General features: G+C 39.1%; 15 protein-coding genes. 9 read left to right on the top strand and 6 right to left on the bottom strand.

The genetic code is table 11. The features are described from left to right. The first annotated feature begins 1 nt into the window (after nt 1). Nucleotides 2-2,863 (top strand): PD-(D/E)XK nuclease family protein, encoded by a 2,862-nt coding sequence (locus QWY93_RS01665; protein ID WP_290246453.1) that lies wholly within the window; start codon nt 2-4, stop codon nt 2,861-2,863. A 201-nt stretch (nt 2,864-3,064) separates the two neighbouring features. Here the strand turns inward: QWY93_RS01665 and QWY93_RS01660 are convergent, their stop codons facing one another. Both QWY93_RS01660 and QWY93_RS01655 read right to left on the bottom strand, forming a co-directional pair. Then, nucleotides 3,065-3,517, bottom strand: coding sequence for a YciI family protein (locus tag QWY93_RS01660; protein ID WP_290246452.1), 453 nt, complete (start codon nt 3,515-3,517; stop codon nt 3,065-3,067). Nucleotides 3,518-3,541: 24 nt separating this feature from the next. Then, the gene (locus QWY93_RS01655) at nt 3,542-4,918 is read right to left on the bottom strand and encodes a TIGR00341 family protein (RefSeq protein WP_290246451.1); all 1,377 of its coding nucleotides are present in this window, start codon (nt 4,916-4,918) and stop codon (nt 3,542-3,544) included. Nucleotides 4,919-5,268: 350 nt separating this feature from the next. Here QWY93_RS01655 and QWY93_RS01650 point away from each other — a divergent pair, with 350 nt between their 5' ends. The 4 genes from QWY93_RS01650 to QWY93_RS01635 all read left to right on the top strand — a co-directional run bounded on the left by QWY93_RS01650 (nt 5,269) and on the right by QWY93_RS01635 (nt 9,063). After that, on the top strand, nt 5,269-6,456 hold the full coding sequence (locus tag QWY93_RS01650; protein WP_290246450.1) for a response regulator: 1,188 nt from the start codon (nt 5,269-5,271) through the stop codon (nt 6,454-6,456). Nucleotides 6,457-6,523: 67 nt separating this feature from the next. Continuing rightward, a complete protein-coding gene (locus QWY93_RS01645) occupies nt 6,524-7,321 on the top strand; it encodes an MlaE family ABC transporter permease (protein WP_290246449.1) in 798 nt (265 codons plus the stop codon). A gap of 3 nt (nt 7,322-7,324) precedes the next feature. Continuing rightward, nucleotides 7,325-8,074: an ABC transporter ATP-binding protein gene (locus QWY93_RS01640; RefSeq protein ID WP_290246448.1), complete on the top strand. Its 750-nt coding sequence runs from the start codon at nt 7,325-7,327 to the stop codon at nt 8,072-8,074. Beyond that, entirely contained in the window at nt 8,074-9,063 is a 990-nt protein-coding gene (locus tag QWY93_RS01635) for an MlaD family protein (protein WP_290246447.1), read from the top strand. Before QWY93_RS01640 ends, QWY93_RS01635 begins: the two co-directional genes overlap by 1 nt. Before the next feature lie 217 nt (nt 9,064-9,280). On the opposite strand, the gene QWY93_RS01630 is transcribed toward QWY93_RS01635, so the two are convergent. Then, nucleotides 9,281-10,066: an endonuclease/exonuclease/phosphatase family protein gene (locus QWY93_RS01630; protein WP_290246446.1), complete on the bottom strand. Its 786-nt coding sequence runs from the start codon at nt 10,064-10,066 to the stop codon at nt 9,281-9,283. Between the two features lie 437 nt (nt 10,067-10,503). On the opposite strand from QWY93_RS01630, the gene acnA reads away from it, so the two are divergent. Then, nucleotides 10,504-13,281 (top strand): aconitate hydratase AcnA, encoded by a 2,778-nt coding sequence (gene acnA / locus QWY93_RS01625; protein WP_290246445.1) that lies wholly within the window; start codon nt 10,504-10,506, stop codon nt 13,279-13,281. A gap of 424 nt (nt 13,282-13,705) precedes the next feature. Further along, complete coding sequence (gene pgi / locus QWY93_RS01620; RefSeq protein ID WP_290246444.1) at nt 13,706-15,352, top strand: glucose-6-phosphate isomerase; 1,647 nt, start codon at nt 13,706-13,708, stop codon at nt 15,350-15,352. Between the two features lie 236 nt (nt 15,353-15,588). On the opposite strand, the gene proB is transcribed toward pgi, so the two are convergent. Further along, a complete protein-coding gene (proB, locus tag QWY93_RS01615; protein ID WP_290246443.1) occupies nt 15,589-16,680 on the bottom strand; it encodes a glutamate 5-kinase in 1,092 nt (363 codons plus the stop codon). A 280-nt stretch (nt 16,681-16,960) separates the two neighbouring features. Here proB and QWY93_RS01610 point away from each other — a divergent pair, with 280 nt between their 5' ends. Then, nucleotides 16,961-17,962, top strand: a complete 1,002-nt coding sequence (locus tag QWY93_RS01610) for a glycoside hydrolase family 43 protein (protein WP_290246442.1) — start codon at nt 16,961-16,963, stop codon at nt 17,960-17,962. A 141-nt stretch (nt 17,963-18,103) separates the two neighbouring features. Here QWY93_RS01610 and QWY93_RS01605 read toward each other — a convergent pair whose 3' ends face one another. Both QWY93_RS01605 and QWY93_RS01600 read right to left on the bottom strand, forming a co-directional pair. Then, the gene (locus QWY93_RS01605; protein WP_290246441.1) at nt 18,104-19,714 is read right to left on the bottom strand and encodes a family 43 glycosylhydrolase; all 1,611 of its coding nucleotides are present in this window, start codon (nt 19,712-19,714) and stop codon (nt 18,104-18,106) included. A gap of 191 nt (nt 19,715-19,905) precedes the next feature. Then, nucleotides 19,906-20,745, bottom strand: a complete 840-nt coding sequence (locus tag QWY93_RS01600) for a universal stress protein (protein WP_290246440.1) — start codon at nt 20,743-20,745, stop codon at nt 19,906-19,908. Nucleotides 20,746-21,387: 642 nt separating this feature from the next. On the opposite strand from QWY93_RS01600, the gene QWY93_RS01595 reads away from it, so the two are divergent. Continuing rightward, on the top strand, nt 21,388-22,605 hold the full coding sequence (locus tag QWY93_RS01595; RefSeq protein ID WP_290246439.1) for a glycoside hydrolase family 43 protein: 1,218 nt from the start codon (nt 21,388-21,390) through the stop codon (nt 22,603-22,605). The last annotated feature ends 194 nt before the right edge of the window (nt 22,606-22,799 follow it).

Raw genomic sequence — 22,799 nt, 5'->3', positions numbered from 1 at the left:
GATGGAAAGTTTTTTGAAAGAAACTGCCCGGGATATATTAACCAACTATCCCAATTTGAGCAGGATAACGGTAGTACTTCCTAATCGTCGAGCAGGTTTGTTCTTTAATCGGCATTTAGGGCATTTGATAAATGAGCCCCAGTGGATGCCCGAGGTTAAAACTGTTGAGGACCTTTTTTATGAGTTGGCCGGACAAAAATCAGCTGACCCTTTAACTCTGATTTTTGAATTGTACAAAGTCTATACGGACCTGAAATCAAATCCAGAAACTTTTGACCGATTTTACTTTTGGGGAGAAATGATCCTCAAAGACTTCAATGATCTGGATCAATTTTTGGTTGATCCGGAAAAATTATATGGTTTGCTGGAAGACATAAAGACCCTGGAAGGAGATATTAGCTATTTGACCGAAGGTCAAATAGAGTTGATTCAGCAGTTTTGGAAATCTTTTGAAAGGGATGGCGGCCCACAGCAGGAGAAATTTGTAAAATTTTGGCAAATACTACTGCCGCTTTACAGATCCTATCAAGGTGCACTTGAGATTGCTGGTTTAGGGTATTCCGGAAAGCTTTACAGAAAAGTTGTGGAGAACCTGGAAGATATACCTAAGCCAGAAAACCAATATATATTTGTAGGATTTAATGCGTTTACTGGGACGGAGGAACGTCTGATAAAACATTATATTAAGCAATTTGATGCTCAAATTTATTGGGACCTGGATGCCTATTATATTCAATCCAAAGTTCAGGAAGCGGGATTGTTTTTTAGGGATTACCAGAAAGATAAAATCTTTGGGCCTACCTTCCCAAAGGAAATGCCAAGCCATATCCAATCCCAACCCCCAACAATTAAAAGCTACGTCACCCCACTGAAAGTAAGCCAGGCCAATTTGATCAGTCATATATTGGAAAGTTCCGGCCAAAATGAGGCTTTAGAAGAAACAGTGGTCATATTACCGGATGAGCAATTGCTATTTCCTGTCATGCAACAGCTGCCCTCTAATATTGACAAGGTCAATGTTACTATGGGATATCCCATTCGAAATGCCCCTGTTTATGCCTTTTTGGAGGCGGTATTGGAGTTACAGCGCTATGTGAAACTGGAAGAAGGAGAGATTAAATTTTATCATCGCCCTGTTAAGGAATTACTTTCGTCGGTATATTTAAGAACGGGGCAGACAGATTTTGTCCACGATTTTTTGACTAAAACTCAAGAGCAGAATAAGGTTTATATTTCGCAACAAGATCTCTACAGGGGAGGCAAATTGTTCGAACTAATTTTCCAAAAATTATCTGCTCAAGAACTATTTGGGTATTTGGAAACCCTTATCAAGGAGTTAGCCGAAATGCTGGTGGAAGAAAAATTGCAGCGGAGTTATTTGTACCAATGCCATAAACAGCTCGTAAGGCTAAAGGAAATATTCAAAGAACAGAAGGATATCGAAGTAAGTTTAGAATTTTTTATCCGGCTTTTCCGTCAGATTTTCCGCGAAGTTAGATTACCTTTTGAAGGTGAACCTTTGGAGGGCTTGCAAGTGATGGGGGTACTTGAGTCCCGGAACCTCGATTTTAAAAAGGTTATCATTGCCAATATGAATGAAGGGAGTTTTCCCCCCTCAGCTTCCCTGAATTCTTTGATCCCTTTCAATGTTAGGAAAGGCTTCGGGCTTCCGGTCCAGGAGCAGAATGATGCAATTTATGCCTATACCTTTTACCGGTTATTGCACAGGGCAGAAGAACTCCATATGATTTATGCAACAGCCTCAGACCAGGGAAAGGTTGGAGAAAAAAGCCGGTATATCCACCAGATGGAGGTGGAATTAGGAATTGAAATTCCTGAGGAAGTTGTATTTACTCCGGTTGACTTAGGGTCAACTCCGGAGATAAGCATTCCCAAGACTCCTGCGGTAAAAGAATTGATGGATAAATATCTTTTACAGGAAGAAGGAAAATCCATAACAGCCTTTTCACCATCTGCACTGAATGTCTGGTTGGATTGCAGGTTAAAATTTTATTTTCAGTACCTGGCCAATATCCGGGAGCAGGATAAAGTGGAGGAAGAAGTAGATGCAGCCGTATTTGGAAATTTGGCCCATTACAGCTTGGAAAACCTGTATAAAGGTTTTATTTATAGGAAAAAAAGGAGAGTCGTAGAAAGGGAAGATTTTGAAAATTTAAAAGAATTTGTTTTTCCGGCCATTGAAAAATCCATCCGGGATTTTTACCATCTGTCTGAGGAAAAGGATACCCGGTTGAGCGGCCAGTTGGCTATAGTTAGAGATGTTTTACAACATTATATTCAGGAGCTTTTGAAAATGGATATGAGTTCCGCTCCATTTGAATTGATCAGCTTGGAAAAGGATCAACATTATAAGACATCCGTTCCAATAGAGGTGGGAGGGAGAATCCAGAATGTGGTAATTAAAGGTATTATTGACCGTGTAGATAGGCAGGATGGGACGGTTCGTTTGATAGATTATAAGTCCGGAATGGATAAGAAGGAATTTAAAGGAATTGATAGCTTGTTTGAAAGGGAAAATAAAAACAGGAACAAAGCTGCTATGCAGACCATGATTTATGGCTTGCTGTACAAAGCCAAATTTCCTGATAACCAATTGGCATTAAAGCCGGCAATTTACAATCTCAGGGAAATTTTTGGAGATGATTTTAATCCCTACCTCCAATTGAAACCCGAAAAGGGACCAAAGGTTGAGGTCAATGATTACCGGGATTACGAAGTTGATTTTGAAAGGGGGTTGAAGAGGCTTTTTGAAGAAATCTTTGATCCAGAGCAACCGTTTGATCAAACAGATGATTTGGATAAGTGCAATTATTGTCCCTATAAGGATATTTGTGGTCGTTGAACTGGGGAGAATTTTAAGATTTAATAATAATTGGAGGATTTGACCTTTTCTTTTCGATTGACCCTTGAATTGACTTAAATACCAGGAGATGGGGTGATTTTATCAGTTTAAAAGACAAGGCTTAGCTTTATATATGGAAATTGCCAAACCAATTTATCTTGATGTCCTTTTTAAAAACCTGTTTTGGTTACCACCGATCAGCTAATAATCCTTTCTCTGCAATTTTTTATGTAATTCAGGAATAGCCATTATTCCTGCCGATCCATACCATTGCTTTAACTCCATAGTCAATACCCCGGCTTGGACCGCAGGATCATTTGATGTCCATTTTTGGGCCGAATCCAGGGATGTAATATTAAATAAAAAAATTCCCCTTAAGTTTCCATCATCAAGGAAGGGGCCGGCAAGAATGATTTTTTTATCCTCTGCCATTTTTTGGATATAGTCCAGGTGCCTCTTTTGAATATCCATTCGTTCTTGGTCTGTGAAGCTTTCAGCAGAAGGTCCTCTTTTTAAAAATGCCATGACATATTTTTTCATGCCATAATCATCAGCATCATATTTTGAGGCCAATTCTGGATCATAATGATCTTGACTAAAAGCAGAAAGGCAAATCAAACATAAAAGGGACAAAGCAAACCACCATTTTTTCATAGCTGGATCAATTCTCAGGTTGAATTATTGGATAATCAGAGCAATGGAGTCAGATTTGGTTCTCAATTTCAGCCACTCTTTTAATCGATTGGTTTCCTCCTGGGAGGGTTTTCGACTAAATTGGGCATAAGCCAAAACAAGGGTATCCTGTTGCCCCTTATCCAAATTAGCAATTATTGAACTATTGATGGAGAATTTTTCCAGATTTTTGTGGTTGACCAGGGCTTCCTGACCAATGTCCAACACCTGTCTGTTGGTTCTTCCATAGTCTGCAATTTCTTTTTCCAGGAGGGCTATACGTAGGTCTTTGTCTTTGATAATATTTTCATTCCTTTCGTAAAGGTCTTTGAGCACATCAGAACGGAGCACATTGAGATCAGTTCCCTGATCCCCACTTTGCTTTACTGAAAGGTGGGTATTGGTCAACCCATAATTTTTTATTCTACTATTGAGCATGCTGATTTTTTCCTGATCCAGTTTTTCTCCGATCAAGGTCACTTCAATTGTACTGCTGTCCACCTCATAAGTCAATTTGGAATGGATCACTTGGGCATTTGGAAACTGCATTTCAGCGGCTATGTACTGGTTGGCAATTTCTTCCCAGAGGGTCCTTTTTACAATATTATAGGCTAAGTAAACACTGGGGACGATGGTCAAAATGGTAAATAAGGTAATGTAACTTTTAACCCGCTTTTCCCTTTTGGGGTCCACAAATTCTTTTTTAGGAAAATTCATAAAGCGGACTATCAGATAAGTAGAAAGGCTGATAAAAACGGAGTTGATAAAAAAGAGATAAAAAGCCCCAAAGAAATAATAAATGTTGCCGGTGGCCAAACCATACCCGGCGGTACAAAGGGGAGGCATCAAAGCAGTGGCAATGGCTACACCGGGGATGGCATTGCTTTTTTCTTTTCTAGATCCAGCGACAATTCCAGCCAGCCCACCAAACAGGGCAATGAAAACATCCCAAATGCTGGGCTCGGTTCTGGCAAGTAGTTCCGAGCGGGCATCATCTAAGGGAGTAAAAGAAAAGTAAATCGTAGAAGTAATGATTGAGATGAATACGGCAATCCCTAGGTTTTTGAGGGACTTTTTGAGCAGTTCAAAATCATTTATCCCAGCTGACATCCCGATCCCCATGATGGGACCCATTAACGGAGAAATCAACATGGCTCCAATGATCACGGCGGTTGAATTAACATTAAGGCCAACGGACGCCACCAGAATGGCAAAGATCAAAATCCAAAGGTTCGCGCCCTTAAATTCTATATTTTTTCGGACGTATTCTATGGTTTCTATTTCATCTTCCTTGCCCTCATGAAGGTCAAATCGGTCTTTAAAAAACAAAAGGAAATCCAATGCTTTTTTTCTAAAACCTCGGTCTTTTTGCTCGGTAATCATAGTGCTTAGCTTAGGCCACAAGTTTACTAAAAAGAATTTAGATCAAAGGGAAAGAGGGTAGGGGAAACCCTTTTTTTATCAGAAAATACCTGTTGAGGCCGAAGCATAAGGGGACTTATTTTTCGATATAATCATATGGACATTCATTTTGCCACAAGTCAATAAAAAGGTTTAAATAAATATTCTCAAAGTGTTGAAAAAAAGAAAGTTAAGATTAATTTAGTCTAGGCTAAATTAGCTCAGGCTAAAAAAATTAGGTTAAGCTAAAACATAATATTCGTTTGTTTTTGGCATATAAAGGTCAATAGAGCTAAATAATTTTATATTTTTGAAAACTCAATCCCGATTTTATGAGGCCTAGTCTAAAAATAGCACTGATCTATATTTTTATCGGAGGAACTTGGGTGGCTTTTTCTTCTCTGTATTTGGATGTTTTTATGGAATGGTTCCAATTGGAAAACTCTAATTATTTGGAAGCGGTGAAAGCGGTCTTGTTTGTTATTGTTTCCGGTTTGATAATGTATGGGTTAATTGAAAGATCTTTTCGCCTGGAGAAAAAAATCAGAGATCAATATTTGGAGATTTTCGAGACAAGTCCCATACCCATGTTCATTTTGGATAGGGAGGATTTAAAAATCAAGGTCTGCAACCAGATTGCTAAATCCAAATTTGACCTAACTGATTACGGGCAAGATGGACCCATCATTTCCCATCAATTCAATAGTTGGGATTCCAAAGAGGATGAAATGATCAAGGCTGGAGTTAGGGTACGAATCCCGGGCAAAGAAATAGAGGATAGGAAGGGAAATGTAAAACAAGTTGATATATATTCTGTTCCGTTTTTCTTTAAGGAAAGTGAAAAAGTGATGGTCATGATGGTTGACAATACCCGGATACATCAAATTTTAGAGGACAAGGAACGATTGAACCGGGACTTGCAATTTCAAAATGAAAGACTAAAAAAATTTTCATTTATCAATTCACATAATATACGGAGTCCCTTAGCTAATATAATAGGGATAATAAACCTAATGGGGGATGGAAATAAACCTGATAAGGATATTGTTCAAATGCTAAAGCTTTCTTCTGAAAGGCTAGATAAAGAAATCAGAAATATGAATGAATTACTGCAGGAGCAAGAAATGAATCCGAACATGGAAGCCAATAAAAACACACAAGAAGCCCAAACAATTTTGTTTGTAGATGATGATAAAGTTCAGCATATGATCAACAAACGGATTTTGTTGGGAGTGCAGTCCGATTTGGATTTGCATTTTTTTGCTAATCCCATGGATGCCCTGGAGTGGTTGGAAAATAATTGTGCGGATATTTTGTTATTGGACATTAATATGCCGGAAATGAATGGGTGGGAGTTTTTAGATAGATTAAAAACTTTAGAAAAACAACCGGTTGTTAAGATGCTATCTTCTTCTATTGATCCTAATGATGAAATAAAAAGTCAGAAGTATGAGATGGTAACCGGTTTTTTGACCAAACCTTTAAATAAGGATCGCGTTATGGAATTATTAGAACTTTAAAATAATCACTTTTTGATAAAGTGTAATCTGGCTAAAATTATTAGCTTCGCATTTTCATACAAGTTTTATGGCGGATAATTCAACGAAAAAGGATCATTTTCTCACTCCCAAGATAGATAAGGTAATGATGGGCTTGGCAGATGCCTTTGCGTTTGTTAAGCGTTTTTTTAAGGAGGTATGGTTCCCTCCATATGAATTCAGAGAGGTGATCAAACAATGTTACCAAATTGGTTATAATTCATTGCCTTTGATTTCCTTGACCGGGTTTATTGTTGGGATTGTATTTACCAACCAGTCAAGACCTTCTTTATCTGAATTTGGAGCTACTTCATGGTTGCCAGCTTTGATATCTATTGCCATTGTCAGGGCAATGGGACCCTTGGTGACCGCGTTGATTGCTGCAGGAAAGGTAGGTTCCAGTATTGGGGCGGAAATCGGATCCATGAAAGTGACCGAGCAAATTGATGCCATGGAGGTATCGGCCACCAATCCTTTTAAGTTTTTGGTGGTTACCCGGGTTTTGGCTACCACCTTTATGATTCCCATTTTGGTGATGTACACCGATTTTGTAGCTTTGATGGGGGCATTTTTAAGCGTTCACCAAAAAGAAATGGTCAGCTTTAACACCTATTTTGTTCAGGTTTTTGAAGCCATTTCATTTTTGGATATTTTTTCCTCAGTATTGAAATCCCTTGTATTTGGATTCACCATTGGGATTGTAGGGTGTTATAAAGGTTACCATTCTTCAAAAGGAACTGAAGGAGTGGGAAGGGCGGCAAATGCCTCAGTGGTATTGGCCATGTTTTTGATCTTTATCGAGGAATTACTGGCCTTGCAAATTGTCAACTTTTTAAGAATGTCATAAGCTATGGAAGAGAAAGTAGTTGAAGTCCGAGGACTAAAAAAATCATTTGGAGAGCTTGATGTATTGAAAGGCGTTGACCTCGATCTTTATAAGGGGGAGAATGTAGTAGTTTTGGGAAAATCCGGTACAGGAAAATCCGTACTGATAAAAATCATGGTGGGCCTCTTGACCCAGGACGAGGGGACAATGGAGGTATTGGGCCAGGAAGTTTCCAATTTGAGGACCCATGAGCTTAATGAACTCCGACTGCAAATCGGGTTTTCCTTTCAAGCTAGTGCCCTTTACGATAGTATGACAGTAAGGGAAAATCTGGAGTTCCCATTGGTGAGGAATGTTAAGAACCTGACCAAAGGGGAGAAAGATAAAATGGTAGAAGAGGTCCTTGAATCAGTAGGGCTTTTGCAGGCTATCAACCAGATGCCTTCTGAGCTTTCCGGTGGTCAACGGAAAAGGATTGGGATTGCCAGGACCCTGATTTTAAAACCTGAAATAATGCTGTATGATGAACCTACAGCTGGATTGGACCCGATTACTTGTAGTGATATCAATAACCTGATCAACCAGGTAAGAGAAGAATATAACACTTCCTCCATCATCATTACCCATGACCTGACCTGTGCCAGAGATACCGGTGACAGGGTGGCCGTTTTGTTGGATGGAGCTTTTGGCGCAGAAGGGCAGTTTGAGGATGTCTTTAAAAATGCAGGTGACGAAAGAGTGAAATCATTTTACGACTATAATTTCATTAGATAATGAGAAGTGATAATAAAAAATCTGTTGTTGTTGGGATCTTTGTACTGATCGGCATTATAATCCTGGTTGGGGGAATCCTGACTCTGGGGGCCCAGCAAAAAGTTTTTGTAAGGAGCTATAAACTCAAAGCTGTATTTGATGATGTCGGGGGGTTGCAACCTGGAAATAATGTATGGTTTTCAGGGGTTAAAATCGGTACCGTAACCAAAATCAATTTCTATGGGGATTCCCAGGTGGAAATTGAAATGAATGTGGACGCCGAAACCAAGGATTTTATCCGAAAAGATTCCAAAGCTACCATCAGCTCTGATGGCTTGATCGGAAATAAGATCATTGTTATCCTTGGAGGAACCACCCAAGCACCTCCGATTGAAAATGGAGATCGCCTTAAATCGGTTATGCCTTTGGACACTGATAAGATGATGGAGACCCTGCAGGAAAATAATAAAAATCTGGTGTCCATTACCAATGATCTAAAAGCCCTCACCAGCAAAATCTCTAAAGGTGAAGGGATTGTGGGGGCCGTACTGACCGATAGTGTTTTGGCCGATAATTTTAGAAATATAGTCGCCAATCTGGAGCAGACTTCCAACCATACCAGTCAAATGTCGGCCGAGCTGAACCAATTTTCTTCTAACCTCGATAAAGAGGGAACGTTGCTACATGAGCTGACCAATGATACCACGATTTATTCCAGCTTCAAGAAAACAGCTCAGGAGTTGGAAGAAACAAGCGGAAATGCCTCTTCTGCGGCAGAAAATTTTAAGGATGCCAGTGCCCAGTTGACTTCCAAAGATAATGCCTTGGGTATGCTTTTAAATGACAGGGAATTTGCCCAATATCTTAAAGGGACCATGGACAATATGGAAGAGGGATCCGAAAACCTAAATGAAAATTTGGAAGCATTACAGTACCATTGGTTGTTCCGTGGTGCATTTAGGAGAAAAGCCAAAGCCGAGAAAAAAGCTGCTGAGGAAGAAAAAGAATAGATTTTAGTATCCAGTATTCTTTTAAGTATAATTTGTTAGTAGCCATCCTACTGTTTAATTGCTTAACGGTCGGGTTTTATTTAGCTAATCCTGATTTTTCAGTTAAGCAGTTAAACAAATAGTCTTGCCCCTAATTGCAGGACAGCTGCCCAAACAGTTAAGCTCGTTCTACACCATTTAGCGAAGTAGTGACCTACCTTTTTGTGTTTTGGAAAATTCAAAAATTCACTCCACGGGCAATTTTTTCCATCGCCTCTTTCTTATCCTCTTGATCAGCCTCAAATTGCTCATTTTCATTTTCCAAATCCAGGACCACCTGGGCGCTGATGGGAAAATGGTCTGAGCCCACGTTAGGTTGGACTTTTAGTTTTTTGAGTTTGAAATGGGGACTTAGAAAAATATGGTCCAAAGGCCACCTTAGCCAGGGATATTTGGCATGAAAAGTACTGTACATGCCCCGGCCCCGCCTGGGATCACCCATGCCGCTAATTTTTAGAAACAAGTCGTTGGCATAACTCCAGGCAACATCATTCAAGTCACCAATGATAATGCTGGGTTTTCCATATGCTTTGGCAAGTTTTCCAACTATAAGGATTTCTGCATCCCTTTCTGTACTGTGGGTGTTTTCCCACGGAACAGGGGGAGTGGGGTGGAGGCCATAAACTCTGACTTTTCTTTGGTCAGGTAGTTCCATGTCAACAATTATGGAGGGAATATCCTCATTAATCAAGTAATTGATGCTTTGGTTAGTTATTTTGAATTTGGAATAAAAAAGTAAGCCATATGTATTGTCAAGTGGGATTTCAATGTGATAAGGATATTCGTTTTTTAAGGCAGAAACCTCATTTGCCCAGAATTGGTCTGTTTCCACCAGCATGAAGATATCCGGTGAAATATTTTGGATCAAACGGATTGTTTTTTGATAATTTTTGTTGAACTGGTACACATTTCCCACCAGAAGGTGAAGAGAAGTTTTTTGATGTTTATTTGCAGATTTTACCATTTTTTTTCCAAAAATGGAAAAGGGTAAAATTTGGGTGAGCAGGTAAATAAACAGCATTAATAATAAAAAAATAACCCCATAATCTACTTTTTTTAAATTAGGGTAAATAGCTGATATCCATATAATTAAAAGGGTTGATGTCAATAGCAACTTTTGAACCCTTGGGTAATCGAAAACCCGAAAAGTCCAATAGTCTTTTTTTACCAATGGCATGATCCCTGCTATTAAGACTAAGGCAGAGAAAATGTAAAGTGCTATTTTCATAAATGAATTGAAAGTTGTTTCTATATTTTGAAACAATTGGTCCTTCAGATGGTTATATGAATTTTGGTTTACAATTAACGTAAAAAAACTTAAATTAAGGAAACGGATACCTTAATTGAAGGTAAAAAGCAGCTTAATCTTTTTTCTAATAATAACCTAACCATAAAAAATATATGTCACTAGATCCTTATAGTATTAAGAAACAGCTTGAAACCTCCAAAGGGAAATTAACCTATTGGAGTTTAGAAGCCTTACAAAGTCAAGGTTATGCGATCAATAAACTTCCTTTTTCGATTCGGATATTGTTGGAAAATGCCCTGAGGAATTATGATGACTTCGCGATTACCAAAGAACATACAGAAACCTTATTGAACTGGAAACCCGAGCCCTCTGATAAGGATGTGCCTTTTAAGCCTGCCAGGGTTTTGATGCAGGATTTTACTGGTGTTCCTGCTGTAGTGGATATAGCCTCCCTACGGGCAGAAGCGGTAAGGAAAGGCAAAGACCCCCAAAAAATTAATCCTCTAATTCCAGTAGATTTGGTGGTGGACCATTCCGTTCAAGTGGATTATTTTGGAACCAATTATTCCTATAAAAAAAATGTGGATGCCGAGTACCATAGGAATGGGGAACGGTATCAATTTTTGAAATGGGCCCAAAAGAGCTTTGACAATTTTTCGGTGGTTCCTCCCGGTATGGGTATTTGCCACCAGGTCAACTTGGAGTATTTGGCCAAAGGGGTAATTGAAAGAGACGGCAATGTATTCCCTGATACTTTGGTAGGAACTGACTCCCATACTCCAATGGTAAATGGCATTGGTGTAGTAGGATGGGGGGTAGGCGGCATCGAGGCGGAAGCTGCTATCTTGGGACAACCTATATATTTTATTATGCCTGAAGTGGTCGGATTAAGGCTGACCGGCAAACTTCCTTTGGGTACTACTGCAACGGATATGGTTTTGACCATTACAGAATTGCTACGTAAACATGGCGTGGTAGGTAAATTTGTGGAGGTTTTCGGCCCAGGACTGGATAACCTTACTGTACCTGACCGGGCCACCATTTCCAATATGTCCCCGGAATTTGGTTGTACGGTTTCCTACTTCCCCATTGATGATCGCACTTTGGACTATATGGAAAAGACAAATAGGGACAAGGACCAAATTAAAATGGTAGAGGATTATGCCAAAGCCAACATGCTGTGGAGAAAGGATGAGGATCAAATTAGCTATAGCAGTGTAGTTGACTTGGATTTAAGTACCGTAGAGCCTACCGTTTCCGGTCCTAAACGCCCTCAGGATAAGATTTTGGTAAGGAACTTTAAAAATAAGTTTCAGGAATTGCTAAATGAAGTCCATGGCCGTGTTTATATCCCCATGGATAAAAGAGAAAAAAGCCGATGGTTTTCAGAAGGGGGAAGCCAGCCTACTGAATCAAATGGAAGCATGCCTGATGAAGTGGAAATTGAGACCAGAACAAAAGATGGATTAAAAACCGTCCTGGTAAAGCTCAATGATGATGAATTTGCGCTACATGATGGTTCCATTGTCATTGCAGCCATCACCTCTTGTACCAATACCTCCAATCCAAGTGTAATGATCGGAGCAGGGCTTGTAGCAAGAAAAGCCCGTGAAAGAGGCCTGGATGTTAGACCCTGGGTAAAAACTTCTCTGGCACCAGGATCCAAAGTAGTGACAGATTACCTGACTACTGCCGGGCTATTGGACGACTTGGAAGCTTTGAGGTTCCATGTGGTAGGTTATGGTTGTACCTCTTGTATTGGAAACTCTGGTCCTTTGCCCAGACATATTGCCCGGGCTGTAGAAGAAAATGATTTAGTGGTAGCTTCTGTTTTGTCCGGAAATAGAAATTTTGAAGCCCGTGTACACCCTCAGGTAAAAATGAATTACCTGATGTCCCCTATGTTGGTAGTAGCTTATGCTCTGGCTGGAAGGGTTGATGTGGATCTGAACAATGAACCATTGGGCTACGATCCTAATTTGGAGCCTGTTTATCTGAAAGATATCTGGCCTACAAATGAAGAAATTTTTGAAACCATGGGCAAAGTTCTTTCTCCCAATGATTTCAAAAAAAATTACGGAGAGATTTTCGAAGGAAATGACCAGTGGAGAGAATTGGAGGCTCCAAAAGACAAAGTTTATCAATGGTCTGATAAATCCACTTATATTAAGGAAGCTCCTTTTTTCAAGGGCATTTCCAGCGAGGTGCCAGAACCTGAGGATATCAACAACGCCCATGTTTTGTTGAAATTGGGTGACTCAATTACTACAGACCATATATCTCCTGCTGGTGCATTTGCCAGTACTTCCCCGGCAGGTGAATACCTCACCGAAAGAGGAGTGGAGAAAAAGGATTTCAACTCCTATGGTTCCAGAAGGGGTAATGATGAAGTTATGGTCCGAGGGACTTTTGCCAATGTTAGGATCAAAAACCAATTGGCAACCAAAGAAGGTGGCTATACTACCCATATTCCATCCAACAAGGAAATGACCATTTATGAAGCCTCCCAGAAATATCAAGAGGACAATACCCCTCTTGTAGTTTTGGCAGGCAAGGAGTATGGTAGTGGTTCTTCCAGGGACTGGGCAGCCAAAGGTACCACCCTGTTAGGCATCAAAGCAGTAATCGCAGAAAGTTATGAAAGGATCCACCGTTCCAATTTGGTAGGAATGGGAGTGTTACCCTTACAATTTGCAGATGGTGAGTCCGCAGAAAGCCTTGGATTAAGTGGCAAAGAAGCCATTAGCATTTCAGGAATTTCTGATGGCTTAGCCCCCATGAAAAAACTGAAAGTCTCCGCCAAAAAAGAAAGTGGAGAAACAGTAGATTTTGAAGTGCTCTGCAGATTAGATTCTGAGGTGGAAGTGGCCTATTACAAAAATGGAGGTATCCTTCATTATGTATTGAGGCAATTCTTAAAAGATAATTAATCATTGTAATAACTACTCAAAAAAGCCCCAAAGCATATGCTATTGGGGCTTTTTCATTAATTGACTTTTATTTATTGAAATTGAATAATGGTCAATATGCGTAATCTAAAGTTTTTATCATACACAAAGTTGGTAGAACAAGGGTATAATATTTATGCCCCTTAAAGCAGGGCCTATAGTTTTTGGAATTAGCCTTAAGTTCATTTATAATGGGGCTGAAGGAAAGTTGGCAGGATATTTAAAGTCATTTGGACATTTATTAGAAGAGACAGATAATGATTAAATTTCTATATTCCCACCTGTCAATTTTAAAATCTTTCAATCTTTCAATCGAAAACCCAACGCAATCATTAATTTTATGCTTTGGATATAAATCATATTTTTGTCCACCAATCCTAAATTATAAACCTATTATTTTAAGCTGATGAAAAATATTAACCCTACCACAACCGAAGCTTGGAAGAAATTGCAATCACTAGCTGAGCAAAAGAAAACAACCACCATACAATCACTTTTCGCCAACCCATCCCGATATAAAGATTATTCCATCCAGTTTGAAGATATTTTGTTGGACTTTTCAAAAAACAGGTTGGATGATGAGGTTTTTAAGACCCTAATGGATCTGGCTAAAGAAACTGAATTAAAATCTGCCATTGAGGCCATGTTTTCAGGAGAAGCTATCAACCAAACTGAAAACCGGGCCGTTTTACATACTGCTTTAAGAAACCGAAGCAACACACCAGTAAAGGTGGACGGTAAAGATGTTATGCCGGATGTCAATGCGGTGTTGGAGCAAATGAAAAAATTTGCTGACCAGGTCAGCTCAGGAAAATGGAAGGGCTATACCGACAAGCCTATCAAATCCCTTGTAAATATTGGTATTGGGGGAAGTGATTTGGGGCCGGTAATGGTGACTGAAGCCCTAAAACCTTATCAAAATGAAAACCTGGACATACACTTTGTTTCCAATGTAGATGGAACCCATATCGCGGAAACTCTGAAAAAAGTAGATCCCGAAACCACTCTGTTCTTTATTGCCTCCAAAACATTCACCACCCAGGAAACCATGACCAATGCTCATTCGGCTAGAAAATGGTTCTTGGAAAATGCTAAGGATGAAGAAGCCATTGCCAAGCATTTTGTGGCGCTTTCTACTAATGGGGAAGCTGTAAAGGAATTTGGCATTGATCCTAACAATATGTTTGCTTTCTGGGACTGGGTAGGAGGTAGGTACTCCTTGTGGTCAGCCATTGGGTTGCCGATTGCCTGTGCCATTGGCTTTGACAACTTTGAAAAACTGTTGGAAGGCGCCCATGCCATGGATAAGCATTTCCGGGAAAGTGACTTTGGGGAAAATATACCCGTGATTTTAGCTTTGATTGGCCTTTGGAATACCAATTTCCTTGGAGCTGCTTCCGAGGCTATTTTGCCTTATGATCAATATATGCACCGCTTCGCTGCCTATTTCCAACAAGGAAATATGGAAAGTAATGGTAAATATGTCACCAGGAATAACCAAAAGGTGGATTATACCACCGGCCCCATCATCTGGGGAGAGCCAGGTACCAATGGCCAACATGCTTTTTATCAATTGATCCACCAAGGAACCCAGTTGATACCTTGTGACTTTATTGCTCCAGCTATTTCCCATAATCCAGTAGGAGATCATCATGTCAAATTGCTTTCCAACTTTTTTGCCCAGACAGAAGCCCTGATGAATGGGAAATCCCTGGAAGAAGTGAAGGCCGAACTGGAAAAAGCTGGAAAATCCAAAGAAGAAATTGAAAAATTGGCCCCTCATAAAGTTTTCGAAGGAAATCGCCCAACAAATTCCATTTTGGTGAAGAAGATTGATCCATTCACCTTGGGAGCCTTGGTGGCCATGTATGAACACAAAATCTTTGCTCAAGGCGTAATCTGGAATATATTCAGCTTTGACCAGTGGGGAGTGGAGCTTGGAAAGATCTTAGCCAAAAAGATCCTTCCCGAACTGGAAAACGATGATACCATCAACTCCCATGATTCCTCCACCAATGGTTTGATTAATGCATTTAAAGAGATGAGAAAGTAATTTAAAAATAGAAGAGAATATAAAAATCCGGTCAATTGACCGGATTTTTTTTCATTAAGTGAAAACCCTAATTCAAGGGGATATTTGATTTTAAAATCATGATAATTGAGTTTCAGGCACCACATTTGTCAAGTTGGGGAAGAAATGGGGCTCAATTGCTCCCGGTAACTAATAGGATCTAAAAACCTTCAAGGGGTAGGGGAGTGACAATTCGAATAATTAGTGGTCTGTATTTTTTAAGCGCTATGATCAAAGAGATACAAGTAATCATAGTGTACCAAGGGCTTTTGGTTGTTGAGGCCTAATTTCTCCTGGGCTACTTTGGCACCATAAGCAGCTTTGCCCAGTCCAATCTTCCTTCCATCTTCAGCTATAATTCTTACCACCTCACCTTTGATAAAATCCCCATGGATGGCCAGAATACCCACAGGAAGTAAACTAACCGTTTGACCGGAGTTCAATGCTTTTTCCGCGCCCTGGTTGATCACCACTTCTCCTTTGGAGTAATGGTCACTATGGGCAATCCATTTTTTGGGATTTAGTTTGGCTTTACCCGGTTCAAAATAGGTGCACTTCAGCTTGTTATGATAATAATCGATGAGCACATTCTCCCTTTTCCCATTGGCAATCAACACTTCAATGCCCAGATTGGCTGATTTTTTGGCCATATTCATTTTGGTGATCATACCGCCCCGGCCAAAGGAGGATTTGCTAGCAGCAATAAAATGGCTCAGGGATGGGGAGTTAGGTGCAACCCTCTCGATTAATTCCGTTTCGGGATGGTCTGGATGCCCATTAAATATCCCATCTACATTGCTGAGAATAATCAAAGTATGCGCATCCATCATGGCTGCCACCAAGCCGGCCAATTCATCATTATCAGTAAACATCAGCTCGGTCACTGACACTGTATCATTTTCATTGATCACAGGCAGTACCTTGTTTTTCAACAAGCCCTCCAGACAGCCTTTCATATTGAGGTAATGTTTCCGGTCCCGGAAATCACTTTTGGTGACCATGATCTGGGCAACAGGAACCGTCTTTTCCAGAAACAATTGCTTGTAAGCCTGAATCAATTCCACCTGTCCAATGGCCGAAAGGATCTGCTTTTGCACCACGGCATCGGTTTTTTCGATCAGGGAAAAGGATTTTCTCCCATAAGCCACTGCCCCTGAAGTAATCAGGATAACCTGCAACTCTTTTTCCCTTAAAAAAGAAATTTGATCCACCAATGCCGCCATCCGCTCCCGGTCAGGAGTTCCATCGGATTGTGTCAAAACATTGGATCCGATTTTGATGACGATTTTTTTGCCCTTTTGATGCGACATGTATTGCAGTATTTGCCCATAAAAATAAGAAAGTAAAGTGATATTAAAAGTGGTTTTTTTTAAGGTCGTATTCCTTAGAATATCCCATAATTAAAATGAGCGCTTCTGCCAATTAATATTTATAAGGTCAAGTTCCAACTGGAGCTTTTTAACCAAGAAAAAAATTCAAATGCAGTATCATTTGGACAAATCTTAAAATCCCCTCTTTCCCTGGCCCATTTATTGCTTCGATTTCCAAGGCATACCTATATTTACAAAACAATAAAAAATCCTAATAATAATGAACCTATTAAAAATAGGCCTGGTGATGGCCATAGCTTTTGTATTCCCTCATTTCCTTTTTTCCCAAAGCCTGGAATTTGAAAATCCAATTGCGGAGAAGCGTGCAGATCCCTGGGTGTATAAAACGGATGGGGGTACTTATTATTTGATAGCTACCGTACCGGAATATGACAGGATTGTTATTCGTAAAGCTGATAGCATCAATGGATTAAAGGAGGCGGAAGAGAAAACTGTTTGGCATAAACATAAGGAGGGCGTAATGGGAGCACATATTTGGGCTCCTGAGCTACATAAGATTGATGGCAAGTGGTACATTTATTTTGCTGCAGGTGAAGCAGAAAATATCTGGAATATCAGGATGTGGGTCCTTTCCAATCCATCTGAAAACCCCATGGAGGGAGATTGGACCGAGGAAGGCCAAATTATTACTGACCAATCATCTTTTTCCTTGGATGCCACCACTTTTGAACATCAGGGCAAAAGGTATATGATCTGGGCCCAAAATGTAAGGGGAGGGGAGCATGGTACAGCTTTGGTACTTTCTGAAATGAAAGATCCTACTACCCTAACTGGACCGGAAATTGTATTGACAGAACCGGAGTTCAGTTGGGAAAGAATAAAATACAATGTGAATGAAGGTCCTGCCCTGATCAAAAATAATGGAAAAATATTTGTCACCTATTCTGCCAGTGCCACCAATCACAATTATTGTGTGGGCTTATTGTGGATCGATGAAGAAGCAGATCTTCTGAACAAGGACAACTGGAGTAAATCACCAGGACCTGTTTTTTATACCAATGAAGACCTGGACAGATATGGGCCTGGACATAATTCATTCACCACCAACGAAAAAGGAGATGTAGTGATGATTTACCATGCACGGGATTATAAAGAAATTAAGGGGCATGAATTGTCCGATCCCAACCGTGCAACGAGAGCCAGAAAAATTCGCTGGACAGAAAGTGGCTTCCCTGACTTTATGCAGCATAAAGGGGATTGATAATAAATTGAAGGAAATTAATTGGAGTTAAATTAAAATGATCGGAATATCACCATGTATATTCCGATCTATCTTTTACTGATTTATTTCAGAGGCATGAGCCTAATTTTTTTCCTGATTCGTGACTTTAACATGGATCATTTAGTTTTGCACCAATATGACGTCATCAACCTGGCAATTAGCTTCTGCTTCTCCATGAGCAACAAAACCAATTTCTACTTTTCCATTTGTTACTTCGAGATCCTTGATATTTATATTAATCCAATTATTATTTTGTTTTGTGATTTTTGTAAACCTCCGTTTTCCTCCACTTTCTGCATACATCTCTAACTTCTCGAAATTTCCTGAGTTTTTAATTTTTGCCGATAATTTATAGGAGCCATCCTTTAAATCAACATAAGGTGTAGATGCTAAAATTTGAAAAACCTTTCTTTTAAATTCTATATTATCTGCAATATTTAAACTCCTTTCACCTATAACGTGTCTTCTATCCTCCCTTGAGTTCGAAAAGTTTAAAACTGGGGACTCATCTGAGCCTACAACAATGACGTTACCTTGTTTAACTTCAGAATGCCATCCCAATAGTTGCTCTTGTATGGGTTTCACCGGACTTGGAATCTCCTTTCTATCAGCTTCAAAACTTCCATTTTTCACAAAATTGTTATCCTTACTTACACTCCATTCTCCAGTGGATTCATTTAAAACCCATGAATTCAATGAGTTGAAATAAGGGGTCTCTCCTTCAAATGAAAGAGGACACCATTGATTGTACCCCAAACCATTTCCGGCAAAGTCTGCCCAACGATCACCGCAATAAATTACCGTTTCTTTTTCCGTTCCATTTACATTTACAAAAAAACCTGTTTGTGTTACATGGGCATAATCATCGTAACTCCCAGGGGTAATCAGCATTTTATTGTTAGGTAAATAAGGCCCCCTAATGTCATCGGAAACCAGATAATAGGCATAAGAGGAATCCCAACCGTATAGGTTGGATGCAAACACATAATATTTTCCATTATGTTTTACCATACAATTCCCTTCCCGTCCTTTACCTCTAAATATTTGGGTAACATCCAGCAAATCTACCTTTCCGTCCTTTACGCCAATTTCTGATATGTATATCTTATTTCTGCCCCTACCGTAAGAATAAACCAAATACGAAATTCCAGTATCCGGGTCAGTGAAAACAGTTTGATCCCCGGTATTTGGGGTACCAATCCTATCCGTCATATCCAACCGGTTATGACCCTTAAAAGGTCCGGTAGGAATATCAGAAAGGGCTATCAGCACTCCGTTATTATGCTGGACAAACATGGCATATTTGTCAATTTCTTTTACATAAGCTACTCCCAGTCTCCCCATCCAATGTGCAGAACTGTAGTTTTGTTCGACTTCCGATCTTTCAAGTGCATTGCTCTTGTATTCCCAATTCACCAAATCTGTGGAGGTATAACAAGTAACAGCTTTAAAATGTACACCTTTTTGAGTGATCGTGGGGTCATTTCGATACAGTTCTGCTTCTTTATAATGGGCCCCATACCAAAAATATTTTTTCACGCCATCTTTTGGGTCGGTAAAGGTGAAAATTCCACCTCCCTGACTATAAATAGGTTTTCCGTTTTTAGTGTTCCAGAATGTATCATTTTTAATATTTGTTTTTTGCGCAAGAGTTAGGTGGGGACCTAGTATTAGCACAAAAACAAATGAAATTAAGGCAATTTGACAGGAACTACTGATTTTAAGATTCATTAAATTTTATATTTATAAATTAAATATGGGGTAAAAATCATTAAATGGTTAATAATTAAAAAAATAGAGTGCTTTTTTTTGATTTACTACTGATTTTTTGTGATCAATGGAAAATAGGTAATTGTACATAACTACAATGGCTCAGTGGTCCAATCAATTTTCATCCAACTGACTTAGAAGTTCAGTTCCCATTATTTTTCCAAAATGGTCAATACAGGTTTCTTTATATGGTTGACGATCTTTTCTGTAAAACTGGATTTGAGCATTCTTGAAATGGGGTTTCTACCCGAGGTTGGTATAGCCAGCAAATCAATTTCATTTTCTTTTATAAAATCCAACATGCCTTCTTCAGAGTATTTGCCGAACTCTATATAGGATTTGAATTGCTTTTCGGGATACCCAGGTACTTTGCTAAGAAACTGCTGAATTCTTTCAGAAATTTTATCCTCCTTTTCATAAATAAATGGAGTGTTTACATATAAAAGGCTGACTTGGGCGCCAATGGTATCTGCAAATTCAAGCACCTTACGGAAGGATTTATGATCCTCCTCATGAAATAAAGAGGCAAAGGCGATTTGTCTTATTTGAGTATTTTCTGCTTTTCCCTTAATCACTAAGGTGGGACAAGGAGAATACCTGATGATTTTCTGGGCATTGGAGCCAAAAAATAATTCCTTAATGCCATTAGCCCCATGGGAACCAATAACCACATAATCATCCTTATAGCTTTTTACATGATCTTCTATGTCAAAATGAGCTTTATTATAAGTGATGTGATTTTTTGCGATTATGCCAAAACTTTTCGCGATTGTCATGAGGATGGCCATTCCTGCTTTTGATTTTTCTATTTCTATATTTTTACGGGATTCATCCAGCTTGTTGTTCCCGCTCAAATAGAACCTGTTTTCAGAAGTATAAATTACATGTAGGAAATGGATTTCTGCATTGATTTGTTTGGCCATTTTCATGGCAAACAAACTGGCATTGTAAGCCACATCAGAGAAATCTGTCAATACCAGAATATTTTTCATGAGTTTTTTTTGATGGTGGTAAATCTGGAAAGCCTTGCTTTGAATGGTTCTGTATTCACTAAGAACAAGGTTATCGCTTAAAAATTACGTTTCACGATATTGATGCACAAAGGGGGTATTTCTATAACTTATATTATTATCCCCAGTCAGTTGGTGTAAATGATAATCAACTTTTCCCTTAAAAATTTGAGAAAAGACCATAAAACAAAGAGAATAAATTCACCAAATATGTTTAACCTTCAATCTTCATTGTGTTAGGGAGTGGATGAAAAAGAAGGCATCAACTTAGGTTTAAATTTTTATTAATTGCTTTATTTTTCCCTTCAGTATTGCCGTTACCCTCTGAAGTAGGTATCATTAATAGATCAGTATTGGGTGTATTTCAGAGTTCTATGACATTAATTTCCTAGGATTTTCCTTTTATTACTATGATTTGTGTCAATTAAATGGATGATTTGGATCAAAAAATTAAATATTCCCATTAAATAGGGTAGCAGATTTGAAATTAAATACTAGTTAAAACAAGGGGGATAATATGGTTGTTATCATAGTTGGTAATGAAACAAGCTTAAATAAAAATGGCTTGAATGAAAATCATTTTTATATTTGTTGAAATAAATGTAAAAAATACACGTAATTAAAATGAAAACCCTGATAAAAACAGTCCTGCCCTTTGTTTTGGCAGTAACTCCATACCTTGCAGAGGCACAACAAGCAGGAAAATCCCCCTATAGCAGTTATCTTTTTGCATTTTTTTCCAATAATACCCCAGAAGGGGAACAGGTCCGCTATGCCATTAGCGAGGATGGATTGAATTATAAGTCCCTGAACGATGGGCGGCCAGTCATTTCCTCAGATAAAATTGCCTTGAAAAAAAGCATCCGCGATCCCCATATCATGCGAGCAGAGGATGGTAAAACTTTCTATATGGTATTGACTGATATGAGGTCCAGTGAAGGATGGCAAAGTAATGATGGGCTTGTGCTAATGAAAAGTACAGATCTACTCCACTGGGAGCATACTAATATTGACTTTCCAACAAGGTTTCCTGATTTGGAAGGCTTTGACAGGGAAAATCTACATGCCGTTTGGGCACCACAAACTATCTGGGACCCGGAAAAGGAACAATATTTGATTTACTATTCTATTGGAAGGCATGATTGGGAATATCCAGTTGGAGATCGTTATCAACCCTATTTCAAGATTTTTTATTCCTATGTAAATGAAGATTTTACTGACATCACTGAGCCTAAGTTGCTCTTTGATTTTGGAACAGCAGCCATTGATGGGGACATCGTTTTTGACCATAAAAACAATGAATTTGTGCTTTTCTTTAAGGATGAAGGAATTCCTGCTGATAATAATGGATTCCGAACCAATAATGGAGTGATGCGTGCAACAAGTAAAAACCTTACTGGTCCTTATGATATTGAATATCGACACCTTCATAACACCGAGGAAGCCCCTGTAGAAGGTTCAAGCGTTTTTCCTTTGATTGGTTCTGATGAGTATATCCTGATGTATGACTGCTATATAAAAGGCTATTACCAGTTCTGTAAGAGTGATGATTTGAAAAATTTCACCTTTGTGCAGAATACGGCCACAGAGGGTAATTTCACCCCCCGTCATGGATCAGTAATGCATATTACTGATAAAGAACGAAGTCGTTTGGAAGCTTGGTCAAAACTGAAGCTCACCCTGCATGAAATTGAACAAACGCCTAAATCGGATTTTACTGCAAAACAGTTTAGAAAAATAAAGGCTCTCAAAGAGAAGGCCGATGTTGTTCTCTCCAAATCAAGCAAAACCCAAAAGATGCTTAAAATCAACAAAATGCTTATTGAGGCATCTAAAAAGTAAATTTTGACTATTATTTAAATGATTTGACTATTGTTTAGCATTGTGTTCGATTCTCGAATATCATAAAAAAAGGAGGCTTTTTTAGTTTCCTTTTTTTCATTTAATAAGATTGAAAGGTAGGGGGTGAATCTCTTGTGCTTGTTGCCGTCACAAATTTTTTTAACTATTCCAGGCAGGTATTTCACAACATCCTG

It is taken from the genome of Echinicola jeungdonensis (genome assembly GCF_030409905.1).
Classification (GTDB): Bacteria; Bacteroidota; Bacteroidia; order Cytophagales; family Cyclobacteriaceae; genus Echinicola; species Echinicola jeungdonensis.
The sequence above is the reverse complement of the archived record's forward strand: the minus strand, read 5'-3'. Positions and strand labels throughout refer to the sequence as shown.

What these genes read in the sequence shown, in the direction of transcription:
- QWY93_RS01665 (WP_290246453.1), top strand. Translation starts at nt 2, where the DNA reads ATGGAAAGTTTTTTGAAAGAAACTGCCCGGGATATATTAACCAACTAT.
- QWY93_RS01660 (WP_290246452.1), bottom strand. Translation starts at nt 3,517, where the DNA reads ATGAAAAAATGGTGGTTTGCTTTGTCCCTTTTATGTTTGATTTGCCTT.
- QWY93_RS01655 (WP_290246451.1), bottom strand. Translation starts at nt 4,918, where the DNA reads ATGATTACCGAGCAAAAAGACCGAGGTTTTAGAAAAAAAGCATTGGAT.
- proB (WP_290246443.1), bottom strand. Translation starts at nt 16,680, where the DNA reads ATGTCGCATCAAAAGGGCAAAAAAATCGTCATCAAAATCGGATCCAAT.
- QWY93_RS01610 (WP_290246442.1), top strand. Translation starts at nt 16,961, where the DNA reads ATGAACCTATTAAAAATAGGCCTGGTGATGGCCATAGCTTTTGTATTC.
- QWY93_RS01595 (WP_290246439.1), top strand. Translation starts at nt 21,388, where the DNA reads ATGAAAACCCTGATAAAAACAGTCCTGCCCTTTGTTTTGGCAGTAACT.
- pgi (WP_290246444.1), top strand. Translation starts at nt 13,706, where the DNA reads ATGAAAAATATTAACCCTACCACAACCGAAGCTTGGAAGAAATTGCAA.
- QWY93_RS01600 (WP_290246440.1), bottom strand. Translation starts at nt 20,745, where the DNA reads ATGAAAAATATTCTGGTATTGACAGATTTCTCTGATGTGGCTTACAAT.
- QWY93_RS01630 (WP_290246446.1), bottom strand. Translation starts at nt 10,066, where the DNA reads ATGGTAAAATCTGCAAATAAACATCAAAAAACTTCTCTTCACCTTCTG.
- QWY93_RS01650 (WP_290246450.1), top strand. Translation starts at nt 5,269, where the DNA reads ATGAGGCCTAGTCTAAAAATAGCACTGATCTATATTTTTATCGGAGGA.
- QWY93_RS01645 (WP_290246449.1), top strand. Translation starts at nt 6,524, where the DNA reads ATGGCGGATAATTCAACGAAAAAGGATCATTTTCTCACTCCCAAGATA.
- acnA (WP_290246445.1), top strand. Translation starts at nt 10,504, where the DNA reads ATGTCACTAGATCCTTATAGTATTAAGAAACAGCTTGAAACCTCCAAA.
- QWY93_RS01635 (WP_290246447.1), top strand. Translation starts at nt 8,074, where the DNA reads ATGAGAAGTGATAATAAAAAATCTGTTGTTGTTGGGATCTTTGTACTG.
- QWY93_RS01640 (WP_290246448.1), top strand. Translation starts at nt 7,325, where the DNA reads ATGGAAGAGAAAGTAGTTGAAGTCCGAGGACTAAAAAAATCATTTGGA.
- QWY93_RS01605 (WP_290246441.1), bottom strand. Translation starts at nt 19,714, where the DNA reads ATGAATCTTAAAATCAGTAGTTCCTGTCAAATTGCCTTAATTTCATTT.